Origin of the sequence: Plebeiibacterium sediminum (assembly GCF_026013605.1) — a bacterium.
GTDB lineage: Bacteria > Bacteroidota > Bacteroidia > Bacteroidales > Marinilabiliaceae > Saccharicrinis > Saccharicrinis sediminus.
Window position 1 is genome coordinate 34377 of sequence record NZ_JAPDPJ010000021.1, and the last position, 20539, is coordinate 54915.

Genomic DNA, 20539 nt, shown 5'->3' on the forward strand with positions numbered 1-20539 from the left:
TATGCAAAACAATATATTTAAAACAGTTTTTATTGGTTTAAGCATCTGCTCTGTATTATTTTCATGTGCTAACGAGGAAAAAGATTTACCCATTTCTGAAATATATTTAGATATTCCAGAAGGTGGTTATGAAATAAAAGTAAATGATACGATAGTTATTTCTCCTAAAATCACTTATGACTACGGATCATCTTATACCTGGTTATTAGATGATGAAATTATTTCAACGGATAAAGACTATAAGCTCATACCTAAAGAACTAAATACATTTAATTATACATTTATTGTTGAAAACCAAAGAGGTACTGTATCCCGAGAAATATTTGCACAATCCATGTATAATAGTGATTTTGAAGATTTAACCCTTGAGAAAGATACATTTTCTGTTGGAACAGTTGGTACAACTCAATTTTCTTCTGGACTTTTAAGTTTTGAAGTGAATGGAGATCCTAAAGAAACTTCTTCTTTTGATGGATTCGTATACTCAGATATAACAGGTAGTAATACTAATGTATTATACCAATTATATGGAGAATACAGATCAACGGATGATTATGACTCTGAAAATTATGTTGTTTTAGGCCTTAATGATCCAAATAAACATGGTACTATTACAACTCTTGATAGTGAGGATCACTTATTTAAAAGCATGTATGTAAATAATACCTACTATAACTATACTGCCATTGAGCAAGGAATAGGGTCTATTGAAAAGTTTGGCGGTACAGAAGGAACAGATCCGGACTGGTTTAAAATGATTATCAATGGATATGACACTGCTGGAACTCTTAAAGGAACTGTTGAGTTTTATTTAGCTGATCATACTGCCATAACCAATAAGGATGATTATACAATAAGAGAATGGACCAATGTTGATTTGACAGAATTAGGTTACATATCACGTATTGAAATAAGCTTTTTATCAACTGACATTTTCAATGGTGAGATGTTAACACCTGCTTATGTTTGCATTGATAATATCAAGGTTATTGACTAGCCTTAACAATCTTTTTATAGATTGTACCCGTTTCATGATTGATTTCAATAATATATAATCCATCAGGTAAATCACTCAAATCAATATTAATTGGAATCACAGTGCTATTTGTGAAACGCTGTTTATCCAATACGCTGCCATTGATATCTATAACGGAATAACTTTCAACAAACAATCCTTTTGTATCTAACTTAGCAATCGAGGTAGATACAAGAGGGTTGGGATATAATTTCATTTCTTTTACTGAAGGAATATTTACTTGAGTATCTCCTAATACCACCATATCTGCCAATACATCAATCCATAATGAACGCATCTCTCCACCATAAACATCACTTGCCATTTCCCAATTATTGTGATACTCTACCATCATGGTATTTTTTGTTTTTGTAACAGAACCATCCTGAGTATGATAAACGGCAAAACTATCTATTGGCGAACCAGAATAGTCAATCTCATATCCAACATAGAATGTTCCATTGGTTGATACAGGATTAGAAAACTTCCAAAATATTTCTCGGTTAGCTCTTAATTGGCCTATATTGATATTTTCCTCTTTGTAAAGTACATTTTCTGGATAAACACTCCCCTCCCACACTAATAAATTTATAGTCTGATCTGCTCCAAAAGGGCTTTGTCCGGGCATTATATATACGCCATTTAGATTCGCTGATTTTATTCCTGTAAACTTTTCAGCATACCTTGTAATACCATAAATATTATGTCCGCTTTCATACCCAAATTCAGTGGATTTATTGATAGCCGGTAGTTCCCCTACTTCAACATTAGAAATACGTTTATATGATTGTTCTTCATACGGATCAAATCCATCCAAACTTTGAACTCCAGTGTTTAATGGATCCAGCCATGTTGAAAAATGACAACTATCTAAAGGATTTTGATCCCACCCCTTATAAAAACGGGTAAAATAATCATTTCTAGGCCAGGAACAAGTTCCTTCTCCCCCAGTGAGCGTTCCTATTATTTTATAATTGGCATCAAATAAAGCCGCCCCGGAAGATCCTCCTTCGGTTGTTCCTAAATTCCATTCAGGTACTCTCCAGTGAAAATCATATTCCTGGGCATAAGGATAATTTCCACCTTCAACAAATGATGTCGCCTGAATCGTTGTTATTGATGTTGAAACCTTTTTCACATCTCCCTGAGGATGATGAATACATGTATAAGGTTGTGCAGGTTGAGTTTCAAGCGTCCAGCCGGCAAAATAAGGTTGTGCATTGGCATCAGGCTCTTCCTGCATCAGTAAAAGCGCTATATCCAGTTCCTCAGCATAAACTTTAGTGTCTGCACCGGATATCGTCTGAATCTTGGATCCATCAATTATTTCACTACAATAAGGTGATTCGTAATTTACAAAGGCCACAATAGCATCTGCGCTTCCCGGATTAGAACTATTCAAGCAATGGGCAGCAGTAATAACATATGGCTCTCCATCTTCATTTGTATTATTAATAAAGGTTCCTGTGCAATATAAACTACCATTATTTATTAATCCTACAACAGATCTTCTAACATCAATAGAGTTTGTTGGATCATAACAAGATGCATCTTCTTCGCAATAACCTGATTCTCCAAATATACCTGCCTTACTATCCATATATTTAAAAATACCTACATAATCATGGTTCACTGCCCCGATTAATAACTCACCTTTAAACTCAGGTTGAGCAGGTTCCTGATACTCGACAATAATCTCATCTCCTGATACAGGAGCTGTAGCCAGTATACCTGATTTTTTGTTATTCTTTGATGTAAAAGCTCCAAGGACTTGGGATTGATCGACATTATATATCAGAAGTTTTGCACCCTCAGGAAGTACATATCTATCGAAAATTAGGTTTATTGAATATGCTCCAGGTGAACTTATTCTTAACTTCCATATTTTAGTCCCATCTTTTAATGTAAACCAATTTCCACAATTTTGAGGTGTATAATTTACAGTAAACTGATGTGCAAATTCCAATGCTCTTCCTTTCTGAAAAGAAGATTCACTTTTTGTACTTTTATACTGGAGCACTTTTAACTCAATACCTTCATCCTCCAAAATGCTATTATGAAGTTTAAAGTCCGTTATGCTTTTCTGAGCAGAAACATTTACTGAGGATATAACCCACAGAAACAACAATCCCCAAAAGCATGATAAATATTTTAACTTGATTTGCATTTAAACAAATTACGACAATTAGTATTTAGATATTTAGACGAGATATATAAAAAAAAGTTTATTATTTTATTCTTCTTTTTATACTGCCTTTCTATTTGATCCCATAAATATGCTTCTTACGGTTGCTATTTTTCTTAATCTTCCGGTTTTTCCTAACTTAGAATGAACTAATGCCCAAGCCATAACAACACTTGTTCCTAATATTACAAATAATAATATTCCTGATTCAAAATCATTAATTAAGAAATCATCTGGTATGGCAAAATAAAGTAAAACAGAGATTAATCCTCTTGGTGCAATAAAGACCTGAGGCATAAATGATTTTTTCATTATTACTTTAAACAATAACCATCTGACCAGAAACATTATAAGTAAAAACACCAAAGCTCCAACAACCACTTTTGTTTTAAATATTCCGGCAACTGTAATACTTAATCCAAAAACAAAAAAGAAAAATGTACGTACCATAAAGGCACTTTCTCTGGTTAATAACTTAAAGTCTGACAATACGCTTTTTACTTTCTCTTCTTTTAAAAATTTACTCATAAAACCAGAAAAGAAAATATGTCTGTTTTCTAGTATTAATCCAAATACCAGGATAATGAGCAAGGATGATAAATGAAATACTTTACCAATTGCATATAACATCAATAATACTGATATAAATAGAAACAGCTTTACCTGTGTTTTAACTCTTTGAAAAAATATAATCATCAAATAAGAAAGAACCACTGATAATATTAAGGTTCCTCCAATATTTGAAATAACATTTAAACCAATTTTAGCAGCCTCACCTGTATTGACATTATTAATGACGGTATAAAACAATATTAAGCCAAAAATATCAGATAAGGTACTTTCATAAATTAAAAATTCCCGTCTTTCTTCATCTAAACCTTCTACACTGGGAATAACAATGGCGCTACTTATAATAGACAATGGTATAGCATAAATAAAGGCAGTTAGGAAATCCAGATTTCCTATAATAATCTGAATTCCATATGTAAATATAAATACGTTGATAAAAAGCGACAATAAAGCTATTAAGCCAGATTTCCATATTATAGGCCATCGCTGCCACGATAACTTTAAATCTAATGCACCTTCTAACACAATGAGCATTAAACCCACAATACCCAAAATTTCAAGTGGAAACAACCAATCTACATCTGTAACACCTATACTGAATAACTTTTTTGAAGAAAAGCCTAATGCAATTAGTAAAATCACACTTGGTATAGCTGTTTTCTTTGAAAAAACTGAAAATAAATATGACAACACCACAATTAATGAGGCAGCTATAATAAGCATATAAGCTATATTATCCTCATTTATAAATCCCTGAATAAAATTTAAAACCATAAATCAATATTTCGATCAATTTTGAGTTGTCAAGATATAAAAAAAGGTTGTCAATACTCTGATGACAACCTTTATATTATATTGTTTTAAGAATTATAATTGTTATTTATATTCCTTACATTGAATTTCGTTTTTAAGAACCATTAATCCATTTTGCATTAAAGCGTTCATTTCATCCTCACCTGGATAAACTGCCACCGGAGCAATCCAATCTACCATATTCTTAACGTAATCTACTACAAAAGTATTATTTGCAATTCCTCCGGTTAAAATAACCCCATTTACTTTTCCTTTTAAAACAGCTGCACAACCACCAATTGCTTTACCTATTTGATATGACATCGCACTTAATACTAACTCAGCTTTTTTATCCCCCGCCTGAATTCTTTTGTAAGCTTCATACGCTTCATTTGTTCCTAAATGTGCAACCAGTCCACCTTTTCCATTAACAATTTTCTTCATTTCTTCCAAGGTGTACTTACCGCTAAAACAAGCTTTAATTAAGGCTCCTGTTGGCAATGTACCAGCTCTTTCAGGAGAAAATGGGCCATAACCATCAATGGCGTTATTTACATCTATAACTTTTCCTTGTTTGTGTGCTCCAATGGATATTCCACCACCCATATGAGCAACAATTAAATTTAATTCCTCATAAATAAATCCTCTGGTACGGGCAAATAATCGTCCAACTGCTTTTTGATTTAATGCATGAAAGATAGATTGACGAGGCATTCCCGGACACCCTGTTATACGAGCTACATCTTCCAATTCATCAACCACAACCGGGTCTGCAATAAACGCTCTTGCATTAGGTAATGACTGTGCAATATCATCAGCAATTAATCCACCTAAATTACTGGCGTGTTCACCAAGTACTCCAACTTTTAAATCTTGTTTTAAAGCTTCATTAACCTCATAAACACCAGATTCAATAGGCTTAACTAAACCTCCTCTACCTACAACTGCATCAATTTTATTAATATCGACATCTGCACTTTGCAGTTCTTTCAAAATCACTTCTTTCCTAAATGCATATTGATCAGCTATTGTTTTAAATGCTGCTATTTCATCAGATGAATGTTTAATATTTTTTAGAAAAACAGATTTTTCATTCTCATAAACGGCTATTTTGGTAGATGTTGATCCTGGATTTAAGACTAAAATATGAAATGTTTCCATAGGTGTGTTTTACATTTAATTATACATGATTTGCTGAATGCACCGCTAACATAGAATAATTTACTTAATTATTAAAATTTAAGACTCCTATCTCCTAAATTATCCTAAAATAGCCAATAAAATACTATGATATTTTGATTCCTCTGAATCACTTCTGGAAGTCAGTACAATTGGAGATTTAGCGCCTAAAATCACCGAAGCAACCTTAGCCTTTGCAAAAAATATCAGGGTTTTATATAATACATTTCCCACCTCAATATCGGGCATTAACAATAAATCTGTATCTCCGGCCACTGAGCTCTTAATATTTTTATGACGCGCACTTTCAAAACTGATAGCATTATCAAAAGCCAATGGTCCGTCAATAATACAGTTTTTAATCTGATCCCGTTGATTCATTTTTGATAACAACGCAGCATCTAAAGTAGCCTGCATACTCTCATTAACCATTTCTATAGCCCCCAAAACAGCAACTTTAGGTTTATGAATACCCAACTTATTCAAATAGCCAACAGAGTTATTTATTATTGCGATTTTATCATTTAAGTTTGGACCAATATTCATGGCCACATCAGTAACTGCAATTAATTTATGGTAGGTCTCCACTTCAAAAAGTGCAAAATGAGAAAGTAATTTACCTTCTCTAAGTCCCCATTCTTTGTTCAACACCGCTTTTAATAGAACCGGAGTAGCAACCTTGCCTTTCATTAATACATCAGCTTCTCCTCTGCTCACCATCTTAACAGCCCTTTCCACACAGAGTTCCGGATCAGATTCATCAATAAATGTTGCTCCTTCAAAATTATAGCCGGCTTTCTTAATAATGCTTTTAGTTAATTCTACATCACCTATTAATACAGGTTTTATGATTCCAGCATTATAAGCTTTACATACAGCCGACAAAGAGTCTGCATCCTGCGAAACAGCTAATGCCAAAACCTTAACTACTTTATTTTTTTTTATAAGCAGTTCAAGTTCTGATAGTTTCTTAAACATATCCCAATATTTTTTCGATTTTGCTAAATATAAAAGTATCAAGCTTATGTAAGGATAACAAGAACTTTAATCATAAAAAAACCGCAAAACCTAAATATACATTTAAGCTTTGCGGTTTATATTGTAAAAGATAAAACTGACTATTTTTATCTGTTTGCTAACTCTTCAACAATTCTTTTTGTATCCTGAGCAATCATAAACTCCTCATCTGTAGGTACAACCATAACAGTAACTTTACTATCACCATTACTAATAACAGATTCTGTTCCTAAAGCTGCTTCATTAGCTGAAGAATCTATCTCAATACCCATAAAACCAAGTTCCTCACAAACTGCTTTTCTGATATAGTGAGCGTATTCACCAATACCTCCTGTAAAAGTAATGATATCAACACCACCCATTGCAGCAGCATAAGAACCTACATATTTCTTAATTCTGTATGAATACATTTCCATACCAAGAATAGCCAATGGATTGTTTTCTTTTGATGCAGCTAATAAATCACGCATATCAGAAGAAACGCCTGTAATACCCATTAAACCACTTTGTTTATTGAATAAAATGCTGGCAGATTTAGTACCAATCATTTCTTTATCCATAATAAATGTAGCAGCACCAATATCAAGGTCTCCAGCTCTGGTTCCCATCATTAAACCTTCTACCGGAGTAAATCCCATTGAAGTATCTACTGATACACCATTTTTAATTGCAGCAATAGAAGCTCCGTTTCCTAAGTGACAAGAAATGATTTTTTTATCTTTATACTCTTCTCCTAATATTTCACAAGCTCTTGCTGATACATATTTATGACTAGTTCCGTGGAATCCATATCTACGTATTCCGTATTTCTTATATAAAGAATAAGGAATTGCATACATATATGCATGTTTTGGCATAGTTTGGTGGAAAGCTGTATCGAAAACACCAACCTGAGGCACACTTGGTAACAATGATTCAATAGCAGAAATACCACTTAAGTTTGGTGGATTGTGTAAAGGAGCTAACTCAATACACTCATTCATTTTCTCAACCACTTCATTTGTAATGAATACACTTGAGTTAAATGTTTCACCTCCATGTACCACACGGTGACCAACAGCATCAATTTCTTCAAGTTTTTTGATACATCCGTGTTTTGCACTTGATAATACACCTAAAATATAATCGATACCTGTTTGGTGATCCAAGATTTCACCTTCTAGTAAAACCTTTTCACCATTTTCTTTTTCGTGCTTTAAAAATGAACCTTTAAGTCCGATTTTTTCAATACCTCCTTTGGCCAATACGTCATGACTTTCAGCCTCCATATTGAACAATTGATATTTAATTGAGGAACTACCACAATTTAATACTAATATCTTCATTTTTATTGATTTAAACTTTTCTTAATTCTTAATTATACCAGGATAAAAAACTACAAATGATTAAGAAATTACATTCCCATTTTCATCATACTTGTAGAATCCTTCGCCTGAAACTACTCCTAAATGTTTTGCTCTCACTAATCTTTTAATTAGTGGAGATGGCTTATATTTAGAGCTACCAAACTCCTCATATAAATTATCCATCCATTTAGTTATTTTGCTTAAACCAATAATATCAGCAGTTCTAAAAGGTCCAAATCTCATTCCTAAGCCTACCTTCATAGTTTTATCAATATCGCTCATAGTAGCAATACCTTCCATAAGAACCTGGCAAGCTTCGTTTAATAAAGTAACATATAAACGTACACTTACTAAACCTGCAGATTCTTCAACAGGAATAACATCTCTGTTAATTAATTTAACAAAAGTACATACTCTGTTATACACTTCTTCTGAAGTATATAATCCTTTAACAACTTCAATAATTCTAGCTTCAGGAGAAGTAACAAAAAAGTGTAAACTAATACATCTCTCTGGTTTTTTCATTTCTGATGCTAACTCAGTGATAATAATTGTTGTTGAGTTTGTTGCAATAATAGTATCCTCACGAACAATTGCTTCAATACTCTTAAACACTTCTTTGCGAGCATCAATACTTCTTGCGCCTTTATCATCTGAACGAATTGCTTCAATAACAAAATCACATTCTGCAAGGTCCTGATAGTCCATAGTACCTTTAATGCGACTCATGATTGCTTTCTTCTCACTAGGTGTTAATCCCCAGTTTTCAATTCTATTATCAAGCTCTTTGCCAATATTAGCAATAGCTGTTTCAATTTTTTCTTCAGTAAGCTCAAGAAAAACAACCTCCATACCATGCCAACTGGCGATACGAGCGATACTTTGTCCTTCTTTTCCACAGCCTACAACTCCTACTTTTGAAAATAAAGTAGTTCCTTTCTTTTTGTTTTTACTTAGCGCATAACCTTCTATAGGTTCTACTAGAATTTCAGCCATTTATTTATAGTATTTACTTATTATAAACTTCTTTTACCCTAATAAAGTTATAACATTATATAGTGCTAAACTTTATTATAGAAAAAAATCCTTTCTAATGAAAGGATTACATATTACCTGCAGCTTGATTTGCTGTAATTGCTACTAAATTTACAATATCACTTACAGAACAACCTCTTGATAAATCATTGATAGGTGCTGCCATTCCTTGTAGTACTGGTCCGATTGCTTCAGCATGTCCCATGCGCTGTACCAATTTATAAGCAATGTTTCCTACCTCAAGAGTTGGGAATACAAGTACATTAGCCTTACCTGCAATCTCACTACCTGGAGCTTTCTTAGAACCAATAGCTTCAATAATAGCAGCATCAGCCTGAAGTTCTCCATCAATTTTTAATTCTGGAGCCATTTCTTTAGCTAATTTTGTTGCTTCTACAACTTTGTCAACCATTTCATGTTTTGCACTTCCTTTAGTTGAAAAGCTTAACATGGCAATACGAGGTTCAATACCTGCAATTGATTTGGTTGTTTTACCTGTTGTAACAGCAATTTCTGCTAACTCACTTGCTGTTGGATTAGGATGAACTGCACAGTCAGCAAATACCATCATACCATTATCACCAAACTCATCATCAGGGAAGATCATAATAAATGCGCCTGAAACAACACTAATTCCCGGTAAAGTTTTTACTACCTGAAATGCAGGACGTAAAACATCACCTGTTGCATTTTCGGCACCAGCAACCTCACCATCAGCATCTCCATTTTTAATCATTAATGTAGATAGATATAATGGCTGTACAACTAATTTTTCTGCTTGCTCTTTAGTTAAACCTTTTTTCTTTCTAAGTTCAACCAACAAATCGATATAAACTTCTTTCTTTTCGTGATTTTCAGGATCAACAATTGTTGCTTTATCCAAGTTCTTTAAACCTAAGCGTGCAGCCTCTTCAGCAATTTTAGCAGGATTACCTATTAAAATCACATCAGCAAAATCTTCGCTAACAATAATATCTGCAGCCTGAAGTGTTCTTTCTTCTAATCCTTCAGGAAGAACAATTCTTTTTTTGTTTTCTTTTGCTTTGGCTTTAAGCTTGTTTATAAATTCCATATCTAGAAAGTATTTTATTATTAATTAAAATGTAAAATTATTGCATAATATTTCGCTTTAAAATGCGATTCATCATTTATCTTATAATTAACGATACAATTCGATAAACTTTAATGTTTAAAGGATACATCATTAATTCATTTTCAGGAATATTTAAATAAAATATCAACTCGTATTTAAATTTTTCAATTTAATACACAGTTTTATTCCTGGAAGTACATACAATTTTAAGAAAACAAATAATGACGTGCTTGCCAAAGCTTTTGAAGTTTGAGCTTACAAAGTAAATGCAAATTATTGACTAATTAAAACAAATAGCGTTAAAACGTACTAAATTTTAAGAAAACATTGAATCTTCCATAATTTTGATTTCAAAAAACTTAATTCAAACTATTTGCCCCCTATTTATATAAACAAAAGTCATAAAAAAACCGGATTAACAATTAATCCGGCTCTATATCAATATCTTAATTCTTCATTTTTACAATGCTGCAATTGCATTATTAAAACTATCACTTGGTCTCATTGCTTCAAAAGCTAATTTTTCGTCTGGTTGGAAATATCCACCAATATTAACTTCCGATCCCTGACATTTAATCAAATCATCAAGAATTACACTTTCTTTTTCTTCCAGCTCTTTGGCAAGCTTAGCAAATCTCTCTTTTAACTCAATATCATCATTTTGCTCAGCCATTGCTTTTGCCCAATATAACGTTAAATAAAAATGACTGCCTCTGTTATCCATTTCATTTACTTTACGAGATGGAGATTTATCATTTCTTAAAAACTCGCTATTTGCTTTATTTAGCGCATTAGCTAAAATAACAGCTTTCTTATTTTCTGATTTAATACCTATATCTTCCAGAGAAACTGCTAAAGCTAAAAATTCACCTAATGAATCCCAACGTAAGTGACCTTCACTTAAAAACTGTTGAACATGCTTAGGTGCAGAACCTCCAGCTCCTGTTTCATATAAACCACCACCTGCTAACAATGGTACAATTGATAACATTTTAGCACTTGTACCAAGCTCTAAAATTGGGAATAAATCAGTTAAATAATCTCTCAACACATTTCCTGTAACTGAGATAGTATCTTTACCCTCTTTAACTCTTTTAAGGGTATATTGCATCGCCTCCACCGGAGTCATTATTTCTACCTCTAGTCCTGCTAAATCATAATCTTTTAAATACTCCTGAACCTTGGTAATCAAATTAGCATCATGAGCTCTGTTATTATCTAACCAAAAGATAGCCGGATTACCTGTTGCCTTAGCTCTGTTGACAGCTAATTTAACCCAATCCTTAATAGGTAAATCTTTGGTTTGGCACATTCTCCATATATCACCCTCTTCAACATCGTGTGCAAAAACAACTGTTCCATCTGTAGTAGAAACTTTAACAGTTCCTGCAGCAGGAATAATAAATGTTTTATCATGTGAGCCATATTCTTCAGCCTTTTGAGCCATCAAACCTACATTTGAAACATTACCCATTGTAGTCACATCAAAAGCACCATTTTCTTTACAGAAAGAAATCACTTCCTGATATATTCCGGCATAACATCTATCCGGAATCATAGCTTTTGTATCTTTCAAATTACCATCTGGTCCCCACATTTGTCCTGATGTTCTTAAAGCAGCAGGCATTGATGCATCAATAATAATATCACTCGGAACATGAAGGTTGGTAATTCCTTTATCGGAGTTAACCATTGCTAACTCAGGATTTGTTGCATAAACTGCCAAAATGGCCTCTTCAATCTCTTTCTTTTTATCTGCAGGTAATGTTGCTATTTTAGCGTAAACATCTCCAAGTCCATTACTTGGATTTACGCCTAATTCAGCAAATTCTGCAGCATATTTTTCAAATACATCTTTATAATATACAGTAACTGCATGACCAAACATAACCGGGTCAGAAACTTTCATCATAGTTGCCTTTAAATGAAGAGACAACAATACATCTTCTTCTTTTGCAGCTTTAATTTCTTTAGCATAAAAAGCACGTAAAGCACTTTTACTCATTAAAGAACCATCAATTACCTCGCCAGCTAACAATGGTGTTTTTTCTTTTAAAACAGTAACATTGCCATCTTTTTGAACCAACTCAATTTTTACCACATCTTCTTTTGGAGAAACATATGATTTTTCACTTGAGTAAAAATCCCCATCTTCCATGTGAGCTACATGAGATTTAGAATCTTTACTCCATGCTCCCATTGAATGAGGATTGTTTTTGGCATATTCTTTCACTGCGTCAGCAACTCTTCGATCTGAGTTTCCTTCTCTTAAGACAGGATTTACTGCACTACCTAAAACTTTTGAATATCTAGCTTTAATTTCTTCTTCTTCCTTAGTTTTTGGTTCCGTTGGATATTCCGGAACATCATAACCATGTTCTTTTAGTTCAGCAATTGCTGCAACCAACTGTGGAATTGAAGCACTAATGTTTGGTAACTTAATAATGTTTGCTTCTGGTTGTTTTGCTAACTCACCTAACTGTGCCAAAGCATCTGGTTGCTTTTGTTCATCAGTCAAGTTTTCAGGAAAATTAGCTATAATTCTTCCTACTAAAGAAATATCTTTTAATTCAACCTCAACATCAACTGCCTCAGTAAAAGCTTTAATTATTGGTAAAAAAGAATAGGTTGCTAAAGCCGGTGCTTCATCGGTTTTAGTGTAAATAATTTTTGATGTTTTTGTCATAATCAAAAAGTGTTTTCAGATTTAGAGTTTAGGTAATTTTTATCCAAATCTCTTTAATATAAATGGTTATGTTATTTAAATATGTAATAAAACGTTTAATTAACAAGCTGAAATTTATATTGTTTATTCAAAACTTAAATTTCAACATCTAAATCAAACTTTTTAGTTAAAAGTAATAAGGATGGATTTTTCTCCGCCATTAATTTAGCTCTTTCTGCTGCTGTAAATGCTTTTTTAACCGCTCCTTCACCCAAAACAATTTCTGTTTCAAGGCTTAAGTTAGCATTCCTTAATTCACGTTTTAGAAATCCAAAAAGTTTACTTTTTTCCTCATTAAGTTCTTTCTCCTGAGTAACATTTTTCAGTCCTACATGTAATACTGTTCCATTTTTTAACTCAGGCATATGATTAGACATAATACTACTTAATCGTGCATTTGTGCCTTGAATTCGATTTCGGTATTCTAACCAACAATCTTTTATCTTTTCCTGACTTACAGGTTCATTCCAGCTAGGATCTACATAAACGTCAACAACTTCTTCTTTTGTTTCTTTTTTTACTGTATTAGATCTTAGCAAATCAGAATCTCCGGACAATGCCGCCTTTAACGAAATGGTTTTAAGCGGATTTTTAGTTTCTGTTTTAATTCCCCCCTGATATGGCTTTGTTTTAGTAACGGAAGTAGCAGTATGTGATCTACTGCCAGACGGAGCCCCGGTTGATGCTTTCCCCACACTCTTACCGGAACCGTTTTGAGACTCTGTCTTTTTCTTTACTTTTTTCTTTGTTCGTCAAGAACTCGAGCCACTTTCAACAGGGCGAACTCAACATGTAATCGCTTATTTTTTGCAACACGATATTGAAGATCACATGTATTGGTTATTTCCAGCGCATCAATTAAAAAGTTGATGGTACTGCTTTGTGCCTGACTGGCATATTTTTCTTTTACTTTAGCTCCAACATCTAACAACTGAACAGTAGCTACATCCTTGCACACCAGCAAATCGCGCAAGTGAGAACTTAAACCTGAAATAAAATGATGTGCGTCAAAGCCTCGTTTTAGTATTTCATCAAAAATTAATAATGTCTGGGTTGTATCTTCAGCTAAAAATGCATCAACTAATCTGAAATAAAAGTCATAATCCAACACATTAAGATTATCTATAACCTGCTGATAAGTAATACTTTTACCTGAGAAAGCTACAATCTGATCAAAGATTGATAATGCGTCACGCATGGCCCCGTCAGCTTTCTGTGCTATTACGGTTAAACCCTCTTCTTCTACACTAATGCTTTCGCTTTGTGCAACATATTTTAAATGTCCTACTGCATCCTCAATTGTAATTCTGTTAAAATCATAAATCTGACAACGAGATAAAATGGTAGGTAATATTTTATGCTTTTCTGTAGTTGCTAAAATAAATATAGCATGTTTGGGTGGTTCCTCCAGGGTTTTAAGAAATGCATTAAATGCTGCCTGAGATAACATATGAACCTCATCAATAATATACACACTGTAACTTCCTATTTGAGGAGGAACGCGTACTTTATCAATCAGGCTTCTGATATCTTCTACTGAGTTATTTGAGGCACCATCCAATTCATGAATATTGTAAGACCTGTTTTCATTAAAAGACTTACACGATTCACATTCATTACATGCTTCAAAGTCATCAGTAATATTTGAACAGTTAATCGTTTTTGCAAAAATCCGGGCACAGGTAGTTTTACCAACTCCTCGTGGTCCACAGAATAAGTAAGCATGCGCCAACTGGCTTCCTTTTATTGCATTCTTTAATGTTGTTGTAATATTTTGCTGCCCAACAACTGAAACAAAAGTTGAAGGACGATACTTACGGGCTGATACAATATAATCCATGTATATTTTTTTGATGAACGCAAATATAAAATTTTAAAACGGGCAAAGGAAATTTAGCTTATGATATATTATAAACTGATCATTTTGAATATAATTATTCATTAAATCTTAGATTATAATTTTCATCCCAATCAATAAATCCTTCAACATTATTTTTATTATCGCTTAAGCTAAATCCTTTTAACTTGCTTGTTTTTCCTTTTAAAACAAGCGCTTCCATATGCGTATCCGTTAATTTCTTCTTTAAAAATTCAAACGGTATAATTACTCTGCAGCCATTAGCATAATTGGAACATCCCCATGCTGAATTTCCTTTAAGAATTTGGCCTGTTTTACATTTTGGACATAACAGAGGTTTCTTTTCTTCTTCTTCCAGCCTCAATTCAAAATTATCGTCAAAGCTCACTACTCCATTAACCTTCTTACCATCAAGGCTAAAGCCTTTAACTGTTGGGGTTTTCCCTTTTAATATTAAAGACTCAATCTGTTTATCCGTTAATTTTTTTTCAAGGAATTCAAATGGAATTAGGGTTTTACATCCTGACGAATAAGCAGAACACCCCCATGCAGAATTTCCTTTTACCATTATGCCTGCTCCACATCGGGGACATTTAAGTTCCTTTGCAGCCTTGGGCTTAGGTGCTGCCTTGGGCTCCGGTTTTTCTTTCTCCTCTTCCTCTAATACAATCTTTCCTTTTGAATAATCGTTCTTTACCTGAAACACAATATCAGAAACCATTTGCTTTAACTCTGCCATAAAATCTTTGACTTCATATTCGCCAGTTTCAATTTGTCTCAGTTTTTTCTCCCACAGTCCTGTAAGCTCAGCTGATTTTAATAAATCATTAGATATAAACTCCATTAGCTTAACACCCATATCTGTAGGGAGCACATTTTTTCGAACTTTATAAATATATTTTCTTTTGTATAAGGTTTCAATAATATTTGCTCTGGTAGATGGACGACCAATACCATTCTCTTTCATCAATTCCCTTAATTCATCATCATCTACCTGTTTGCCTGCAGTTTCCATTGCTCTTAACAATGTTGCTTCCGTATAATATTTTGGTGGTTGGGTTTCCTTTTCCTGAAAATCAGGTTCATGAGGTCCCGATTCACCCTTTATGAATTCAGGCAGAATTTTATCATCAGTATCCTTTTTACCGGCCATCGATTTATAAACAACCCGCCAGTTTTCCTTAATCACCTGTTTTCCTGAAGTTTTAAAATCAACATCTTCAACTTTACCAAGAATTGTGGTGGTAGATATTTCACAATCAGGGTAAAAATTGGCAATAAAACGTCTGGTTACCGTATCGTAAATCAACTTTTCATCGCGCGAAAGATTGTCTGGAGCCGGCACTCCTGTTGGAATGATAGCATGGTGATCTGTTACTTTCTTATCGTCAAAAACCTTTTTACTTTTCCTGATTTTAGATTGTAATAAAGGCTCTACCAAATTTTGATATTGCTTTAAACCTTTAAGTATCCCTCCAATTTTAGGATAAATATCATTACTTAAATAGGTAGTATCCACACGTGGATAGGTTGTTAGTTTCTTTTCGTATAAAGACTGAATGCCTTTGAGTGTTTCATCTGCCGACAAGGCAAATTTCTTATTACATTCAACCTGTAAGGAGGTTAAGTCAAACAACCTTGGAGGTGCCTCTTTTCCTGGTTTTCTGCTAAAATCTGTTATTTCAAAAGGTTTATCCTTAATTTTTTCAAGAGCAGAACTTCCCTCCTCCTTACTTGAAAATTTACCCTGACTGGAATTAAATGTAACATCTTTATAAACTGTTTTTAATTCCCAATAAGGTTCCGGAACAAAATTTTCAATTTCAAGATACCTGTTTACAATCAAGGCTAAAGTGGGTGTTTGAACCCTTCCGATTGACAAAACAGTTCCGGGTTGACTATATTTTATTGTATATAAACGTGTTGCATTAATACCCAACAACCAATCGCCAATAGCTCTTGAACTACCGGCTGCATAAAGTGGATTAAATTTATCATTGTCGTAAAGTTTCTCAAATCCATCACGAATAGCTTCTTCTGTCAAAGAAGAAATCCACAAACGTTTAATTTTCACTTTACATCCAGCTTTTTGAAGTACCCAGCGTTGAATTACTTCTCCCTCTTGTCCGGCATCACCGCAATTTATAACCTCTGTGGCTGCCTGTACCAATTTTTCTATTACACTAAATTGTTTTTCAACTCCTTTATTCTGAATGAGCTTAATTCCAAAATGCGAAGGTATAATAGGTAAAGTACCCAAATTCCATCTTTTCCATTCTGCTAAATAATCATGTGGTTCTTTAAGAGTGCATAAATGCCCAAATGTCCATGTTACCTGATAGTTATTACCTTCATAATAACCATCTTTTCTGGAAGTTGCACCCACAACTTTTGCTATTTCTCCTGCTACACTTGGTTTCTCCGCTATACAAACGCGCATATCTTCTTTTTATAAATTTTCTCTGGATGCACGAAGATAATATTTCTAAACAAAAATTAAATTCGAATTTTCATGACATTAACATTCATTTTTCTTAAATTATAGTTATAGAAAGTTAATCTATCGAACCATTTGGTTGATTATGTTGTTTGTATTATAAAAAACCAGGAAGCCATGACAAGAGAAAACAAGGATTTTATAAATAGATTAAATCTAAAATTTGGGGAAATTGATAAACGTGCAGAAAACTTTATAAATAAGTTCAGTAAAATTGTAAAACCAATGGTTTTAGCTGAATTTCCCAATATTGATTCAGAAGAGTCACTCATGTTATCCATTAATGATTATGCTATTGAATTATTTAGTTTTACGCATTCATCAATAGATAAGGATAATGAGTATTCGGATTTTAAAAAAAATGAAGAACTAAAAGCTTTAACTTCATTAGTTAACAGATTGTCCAATGACTTTGACGAAACTGAATTTAGTACCACGTTACACAATAAAGCCAAGAGCCTTATTATTGACGAATTTGCAGAAATTTATGATTTGTCCTCATACGGATTTTTAATTCTGGAGAGGTACGCTAAACTTAAAAACATGGCCTTTATAGCTGTTATTAAAAGACTTATTGATAACCAATAGATAGTTTATATAAAAAATATTTATTTAACAATAAAGCTATAGCTATAATATTAAAGGCTAAATATTAAATCGTACACTGGTTTGTAAGGTAAGTTTTATTGATTTGTTACTTTTGTAGCAAAATAATGAACCATGAAACTTAAAAAACTAATTCCCGAATTAGCATCTGGGATTATTGATGCTGGATTTGATAAAGAACCTAAACAAATTCAATCGTTAGTTATTCCAAAGATTAAATCTGGTGCTGATATTTTCATGATTTCTCCAGACGGTACAGGGAAAACTACAGCCCTTGTTATTGGAACAATACAACAATTAAAAGAGGAGTTTGAAGAAGCTCCCAGAGCAATTATAGTAACCTCTACCAAAGAAAAGGCCTTTGAAATTGAGGAAACAATAAAACTACTTGGAAAAAACACATCTCTTCGTTCATTTGTAGCTTTTGATCAGGGTATTCTGCAATATCAAAAAGATGAAATTTATGATGGATTGGATATTTTAGTTTGTACACCTAAAAGATTAACAGAACTGGTTAATGTTAATGGAGTTCCAATGACCAAAATAAACCTGATTGTGGTGGATGATGCCGATGAAGTGATGTCAACTCCGTACCATTCAATCATTCATAGAATTGGAGATGGTGTTAAAAAGGCTCAAATCGTATTTTCATCAAACAAGTGGCACCAAAGATTTGACACTGTAGAAGAAAACCTGATGAAAAACCCTGTTTTTATAGAATCTGAAGAAGAATAATCTGACTAGATTGAGAAACACGTCCTAAACTTTGATAATAAAAACCTATATTTGCAGCGATTTATTAATTCATTAAAAGCTAAATACTAATGAGTCAAACAATTATAACAAGCTTCGAAGATTTAGAGGCTTTAATAGGAAAAGAATTAGGACAATCAGAATATCATACAATTACACAAGAGCAAATTAATTTATTTGCCGATGCAACTTTAGATCACCAGTGGATTCATACTGATCCGGAAAAGGCAAAAACAGAATCACCATTTGGCGATACCATTGCTCACGGATATTTAACTATTTCATTATTACCACACCTTTGGAGTCAAATTGTTGAAGTACAAAATTTAAAACTTCAGGTAAACTATGGTATTGAAAGTTTAAAATTCAACAAGCCGGTAAAAGTTAATTCTAAAGTTCGTTTGGTAGCCAAGGTTGCTGATGCAAAAAACTTAAGAGGAACAGTAAAAGCAACTATTGCTGTTGTTTTAGAAATTGACGGAGAAAGAAAACCTGCATACGAAGCAGATGTTGTATTCTTATACCATTTCAATAACTAAAAAATAGTGTCTCAATACTTTTGAGTACTATCAATATTAAAACACAACTCTATTTAATAGAGCAACAATATTAAAACGGTTCTTTACTGCAAAACTGCATAAAAGAGCCGTTCTTTTTTTGAGTAAAACATGGGAAGAAGCCTGGAATCAAATATTACAAAACTTTACATTATTAAAATAGCCAAGTGGTTTATGCTAACCATGCCCATTTTAATGCTATTCTATAAAGACATGGGCTTTAGCGACAAAGAATCATTTCAGCTTAAAGCTTTTTATTCAATCGCTATTGTAATATTTGAAATTCCATCGGGATATGTTGCTGATGTTATAGGACGTAAAAAGACTTTAATTATTGGATCAATACTTGGTACTCTGGGTTTTGTTGTTTACGCAACCACCAGTGGTTATTATTATTTCTTAATTGCTGAGGTGATCCTTGGTATCGGACAAAGTTTTGTATCAGGAGCAGATAGTGCTTTACTTTATGATTCATTAAAAGGATTAAACAGGGATCAGGAATACATAAAGTACGAAGGAAGAAATTTTACTGTAGGTAATTATGCCGAAGCTATTGCCGGTTTATTAGGAGGTACACTTGCTGCTTTACACATGCGATTACCTTTTATTTTACAATCAGGTATTGCATTTATGGCTGTTCCTGCCTCTATAATGTTAATAGAACCAGCACTTTCAAAAGTTCGTCAGAAACCCGGAATAAAAGATATTATAAATGTAGTTTGGTATGCACTGGTAAAAAATGCAAAGCTCAGATATAACCTGATCTATTCGAGTATTTTAGGTACTGCCACACTTACTATGGCATGGATTTATCAATTATATTTAAGTAATATTGGGTTTACCTCTTATTATATTGGTGCTACACATACAGTGTTAAATCTAATTGTAGGAACAACTACCCTATATGCCTATCGTATTGAAGCAAGATTAAAACCCAAACTAACTATTTGGTTTACTTCTATTATTATTACCGGAAGTTACATTGTTGCAGGGTATATTAATTCTGCATGGATTTTAATCGTATTGGTAATTTTCTATTTTAGCAGAGGAATAGCAACCCCTGTATTAAAAGATTATATTAACAGGATTACATCGAGTGATATACGAGCAACAGTACTATCTATCAGAAGTTTATTAATCAGAGCCTTTTTTGCTGTAATTGCTCCTTTGGTTGGATACCTTTCAGATAATTATAACAGAGCTTTTTCCATGAAAATGATCGGAATCGCATTTACTGTAATGGTTGGATCTGTTATCTTCTTATTTTTAAGATCTTTGGATACAAACGAGTCCTGATTTAATTAACACCAA

16 protein-coding genes are annotated in these 20539 nt (G+C 33.2%); 5 read left to right on the forward strand and 11 right to left on the reverse strand.

Annotated elements, in window-relative coordinates:
- Position 1: 1 nt before the first annotated feature.
- Positions 2 to 997, forward strand: a complete 996-nt coding sequence (locus tag OM075_RS10620; RefSeq protein WP_301190488.1) for a DUF4465 domain-containing protein — start codon at positions 2 to 4, stop codon at positions 995 to 997.
- Here the strand turns inward: OM075_RS10620 and OM075_RS10625 are convergent.
- The 11 genes from OM075_RS10625 to OM075_RS10675 all read right to left on the reverse strand — a co-directional run bounded on the left by OM075_RS10625 (position 987) and on the right by OM075_RS10675 (position 17255).
- Positions 987 to 3182: a T9SS type A sorting domain-containing protein gene (locus OM075_RS10625; RefSeq protein ID WP_301190489.1), complete on the reverse strand. Its 2196-nt coding sequence runs from the start codon at positions 3180 to 3182 to the stop codon at positions 987 to 989. The two genes, OM075_RS10620 and OM075_RS10625, sit on opposite strands and share 11 nt — an antisense overlap.
- 78 nt (positions 3183 to 3260) lie before the next feature.
- Positions 3261 to 4544: a cation:proton antiporter domain-containing protein gene (locus tag OM075_RS10630; RefSeq protein WP_301190490.1), complete on the reverse strand. Its 1284-nt coding sequence runs from the start codon at positions 4542 to 4544 to the stop codon at positions 3261 to 3263.
- Positions 4545 to 4646: 102 nt separating this feature from the next.
- Positions 4647 to 5723, reverse strand: coding sequence for a butyrate kinase (gene buk / locus OM075_RS10635; RefSeq protein WP_301190491.1), 1077 nt, complete (start codon positions 5721 to 5723; stop codon positions 4647 to 4649).
- A gap of 99 nt (positions 5724 to 5822) precedes the next feature.
- On the reverse strand, positions 5823 to 6719 hold the full coding sequence (locus OM075_RS10640) for a bifunctional enoyl-CoA hydratase/phosphate acetyltransferase (protein WP_301190492.1): 897 nt from the start codon (positions 6717 to 6719) through the stop codon (positions 5823 to 5825).
- Positions 6720 to 6865: 146 nt separating this feature from the next.
- Positions 6866 to 8083: an acetate/propionate family kinase gene (locus OM075_RS10645; RefSeq protein WP_301190493.1), complete on the reverse strand. Its 1218-nt coding sequence runs from the start codon at positions 8081 to 8083 to the stop codon at positions 6866 to 6868.
- A gap of 60 nt (positions 8084 to 8143) precedes the next feature.
- Positions 8144 to 9100 carry a 3-hydroxyacyl-CoA dehydrogenase family protein gene (locus OM075_RS10650; RefSeq protein ID WP_301190494.1) on the reverse strand — a complete coding sequence of 319 codons (957 nt, stop codon included), beginning with the start codon at positions 9098 to 9100 and terminating at the stop codon, positions 8144 to 8146.
- 106 nt (positions 9101 to 9206) lie between these two features.
- Complete coding sequence (gene pta, locus OM075_RS10655; RefSeq protein ID WP_301190495.1) at positions 9207 to 10211, reverse strand: phosphate acetyltransferase; 1005 nt, start codon at positions 10209 to 10211, stop codon at positions 9207 to 9209.
- A gap of 481 nt (positions 10212 to 10692) precedes the next feature.
- A complete protein-coding gene (locus OM075_RS10660) occupies positions 10693 to 12918 on the reverse strand; it encodes an NADP-dependent isocitrate dehydrogenase (RefSeq protein ID WP_301190496.1) in 2226 nt (741 codons plus the stop codon).
- A gap of 134 nt (positions 12919 to 13052) precedes the next feature.
- The gene (locus OM075_RS10665) at positions 13053 to 13652 is read right to left on the reverse strand and encodes a DUF8439 domain-containing protein (RefSeq protein WP_301190497.1); all 600 of its coding nucleotides are present in this window, start codon (positions 13650 to 13652) and stop codon (positions 13053 to 13055) included.
- Between the two features lie 38 nt (positions 13653 to 13690).
- The gene (locus OM075_RS10670; protein ID WP_301190498.1) at positions 13691 to 14797 is read right to left on the reverse strand and encodes a DNA polymerase III subunit gamma/tau; all 1107 of its coding nucleotides are present in this window, start codon (positions 14795 to 14797) and stop codon (positions 13691 to 13693) included.
- Positions 14798 to 14891: 94 nt separating this feature from the next.
- Positions 14892 to 17255, reverse strand: a complete 2364-nt coding sequence (locus OM075_RS10675) for a type IA DNA topoisomerase (protein ID WP_301190499.1) — start codon at positions 17253 to 17255, stop codon at positions 14892 to 14894.
- Between the two features lie 174 nt (positions 17256 to 17429).
- Here OM075_RS10675 and OM075_RS10680 point away from each other — a divergent pair, with 174 nt between their 5' ends.
- The 4 genes from OM075_RS10680 to OM075_RS10695 all read left to right on the forward strand — a co-directional run bounded on the left by OM075_RS10680 (position 17430) and on the right by OM075_RS10695 (position 20524).
- Positions 17430 to 17900 (forward strand): hypothetical protein, encoded by a 471-nt coding sequence (locus tag OM075_RS10680; RefSeq protein ID WP_301190500.1) that lies wholly within the window; start codon positions 17430 to 17432, stop codon positions 17898 to 17900.
- A 132-nt stretch (positions 17901 to 18032) separates the two neighbouring features.
- Positions 18033 to 18653 carry a DEAD/DEAH box helicase gene (locus OM075_RS10685; protein ID WP_301190501.1) on the forward strand — a complete coding sequence of 207 codons (621 nt, stop codon included), beginning with the start codon at positions 18033 to 18035 and terminating at the stop codon, positions 18651 to 18653.
- A gap of 89 nt (positions 18654 to 18742) precedes the next feature.
- Positions 18743 to 19210 (forward strand): MaoC family dehydratase, encoded by a 468-nt coding sequence (locus OM075_RS10690; protein WP_301190502.1) that lies wholly within the window; start codon positions 18743 to 18745, stop codon positions 19208 to 19210.
- A gap of 129 nt (positions 19211 to 19339) precedes the next feature.
- A complete protein-coding gene (locus OM075_RS10695; protein ID WP_301190503.1) occupies positions 19340 to 20524 on the forward strand; it encodes an MFS transporter in 1185 nt (394 codons plus the stop codon).
- The last annotated feature ends 15 nt before the right edge of the window (positions 20525 to 20539 follow it).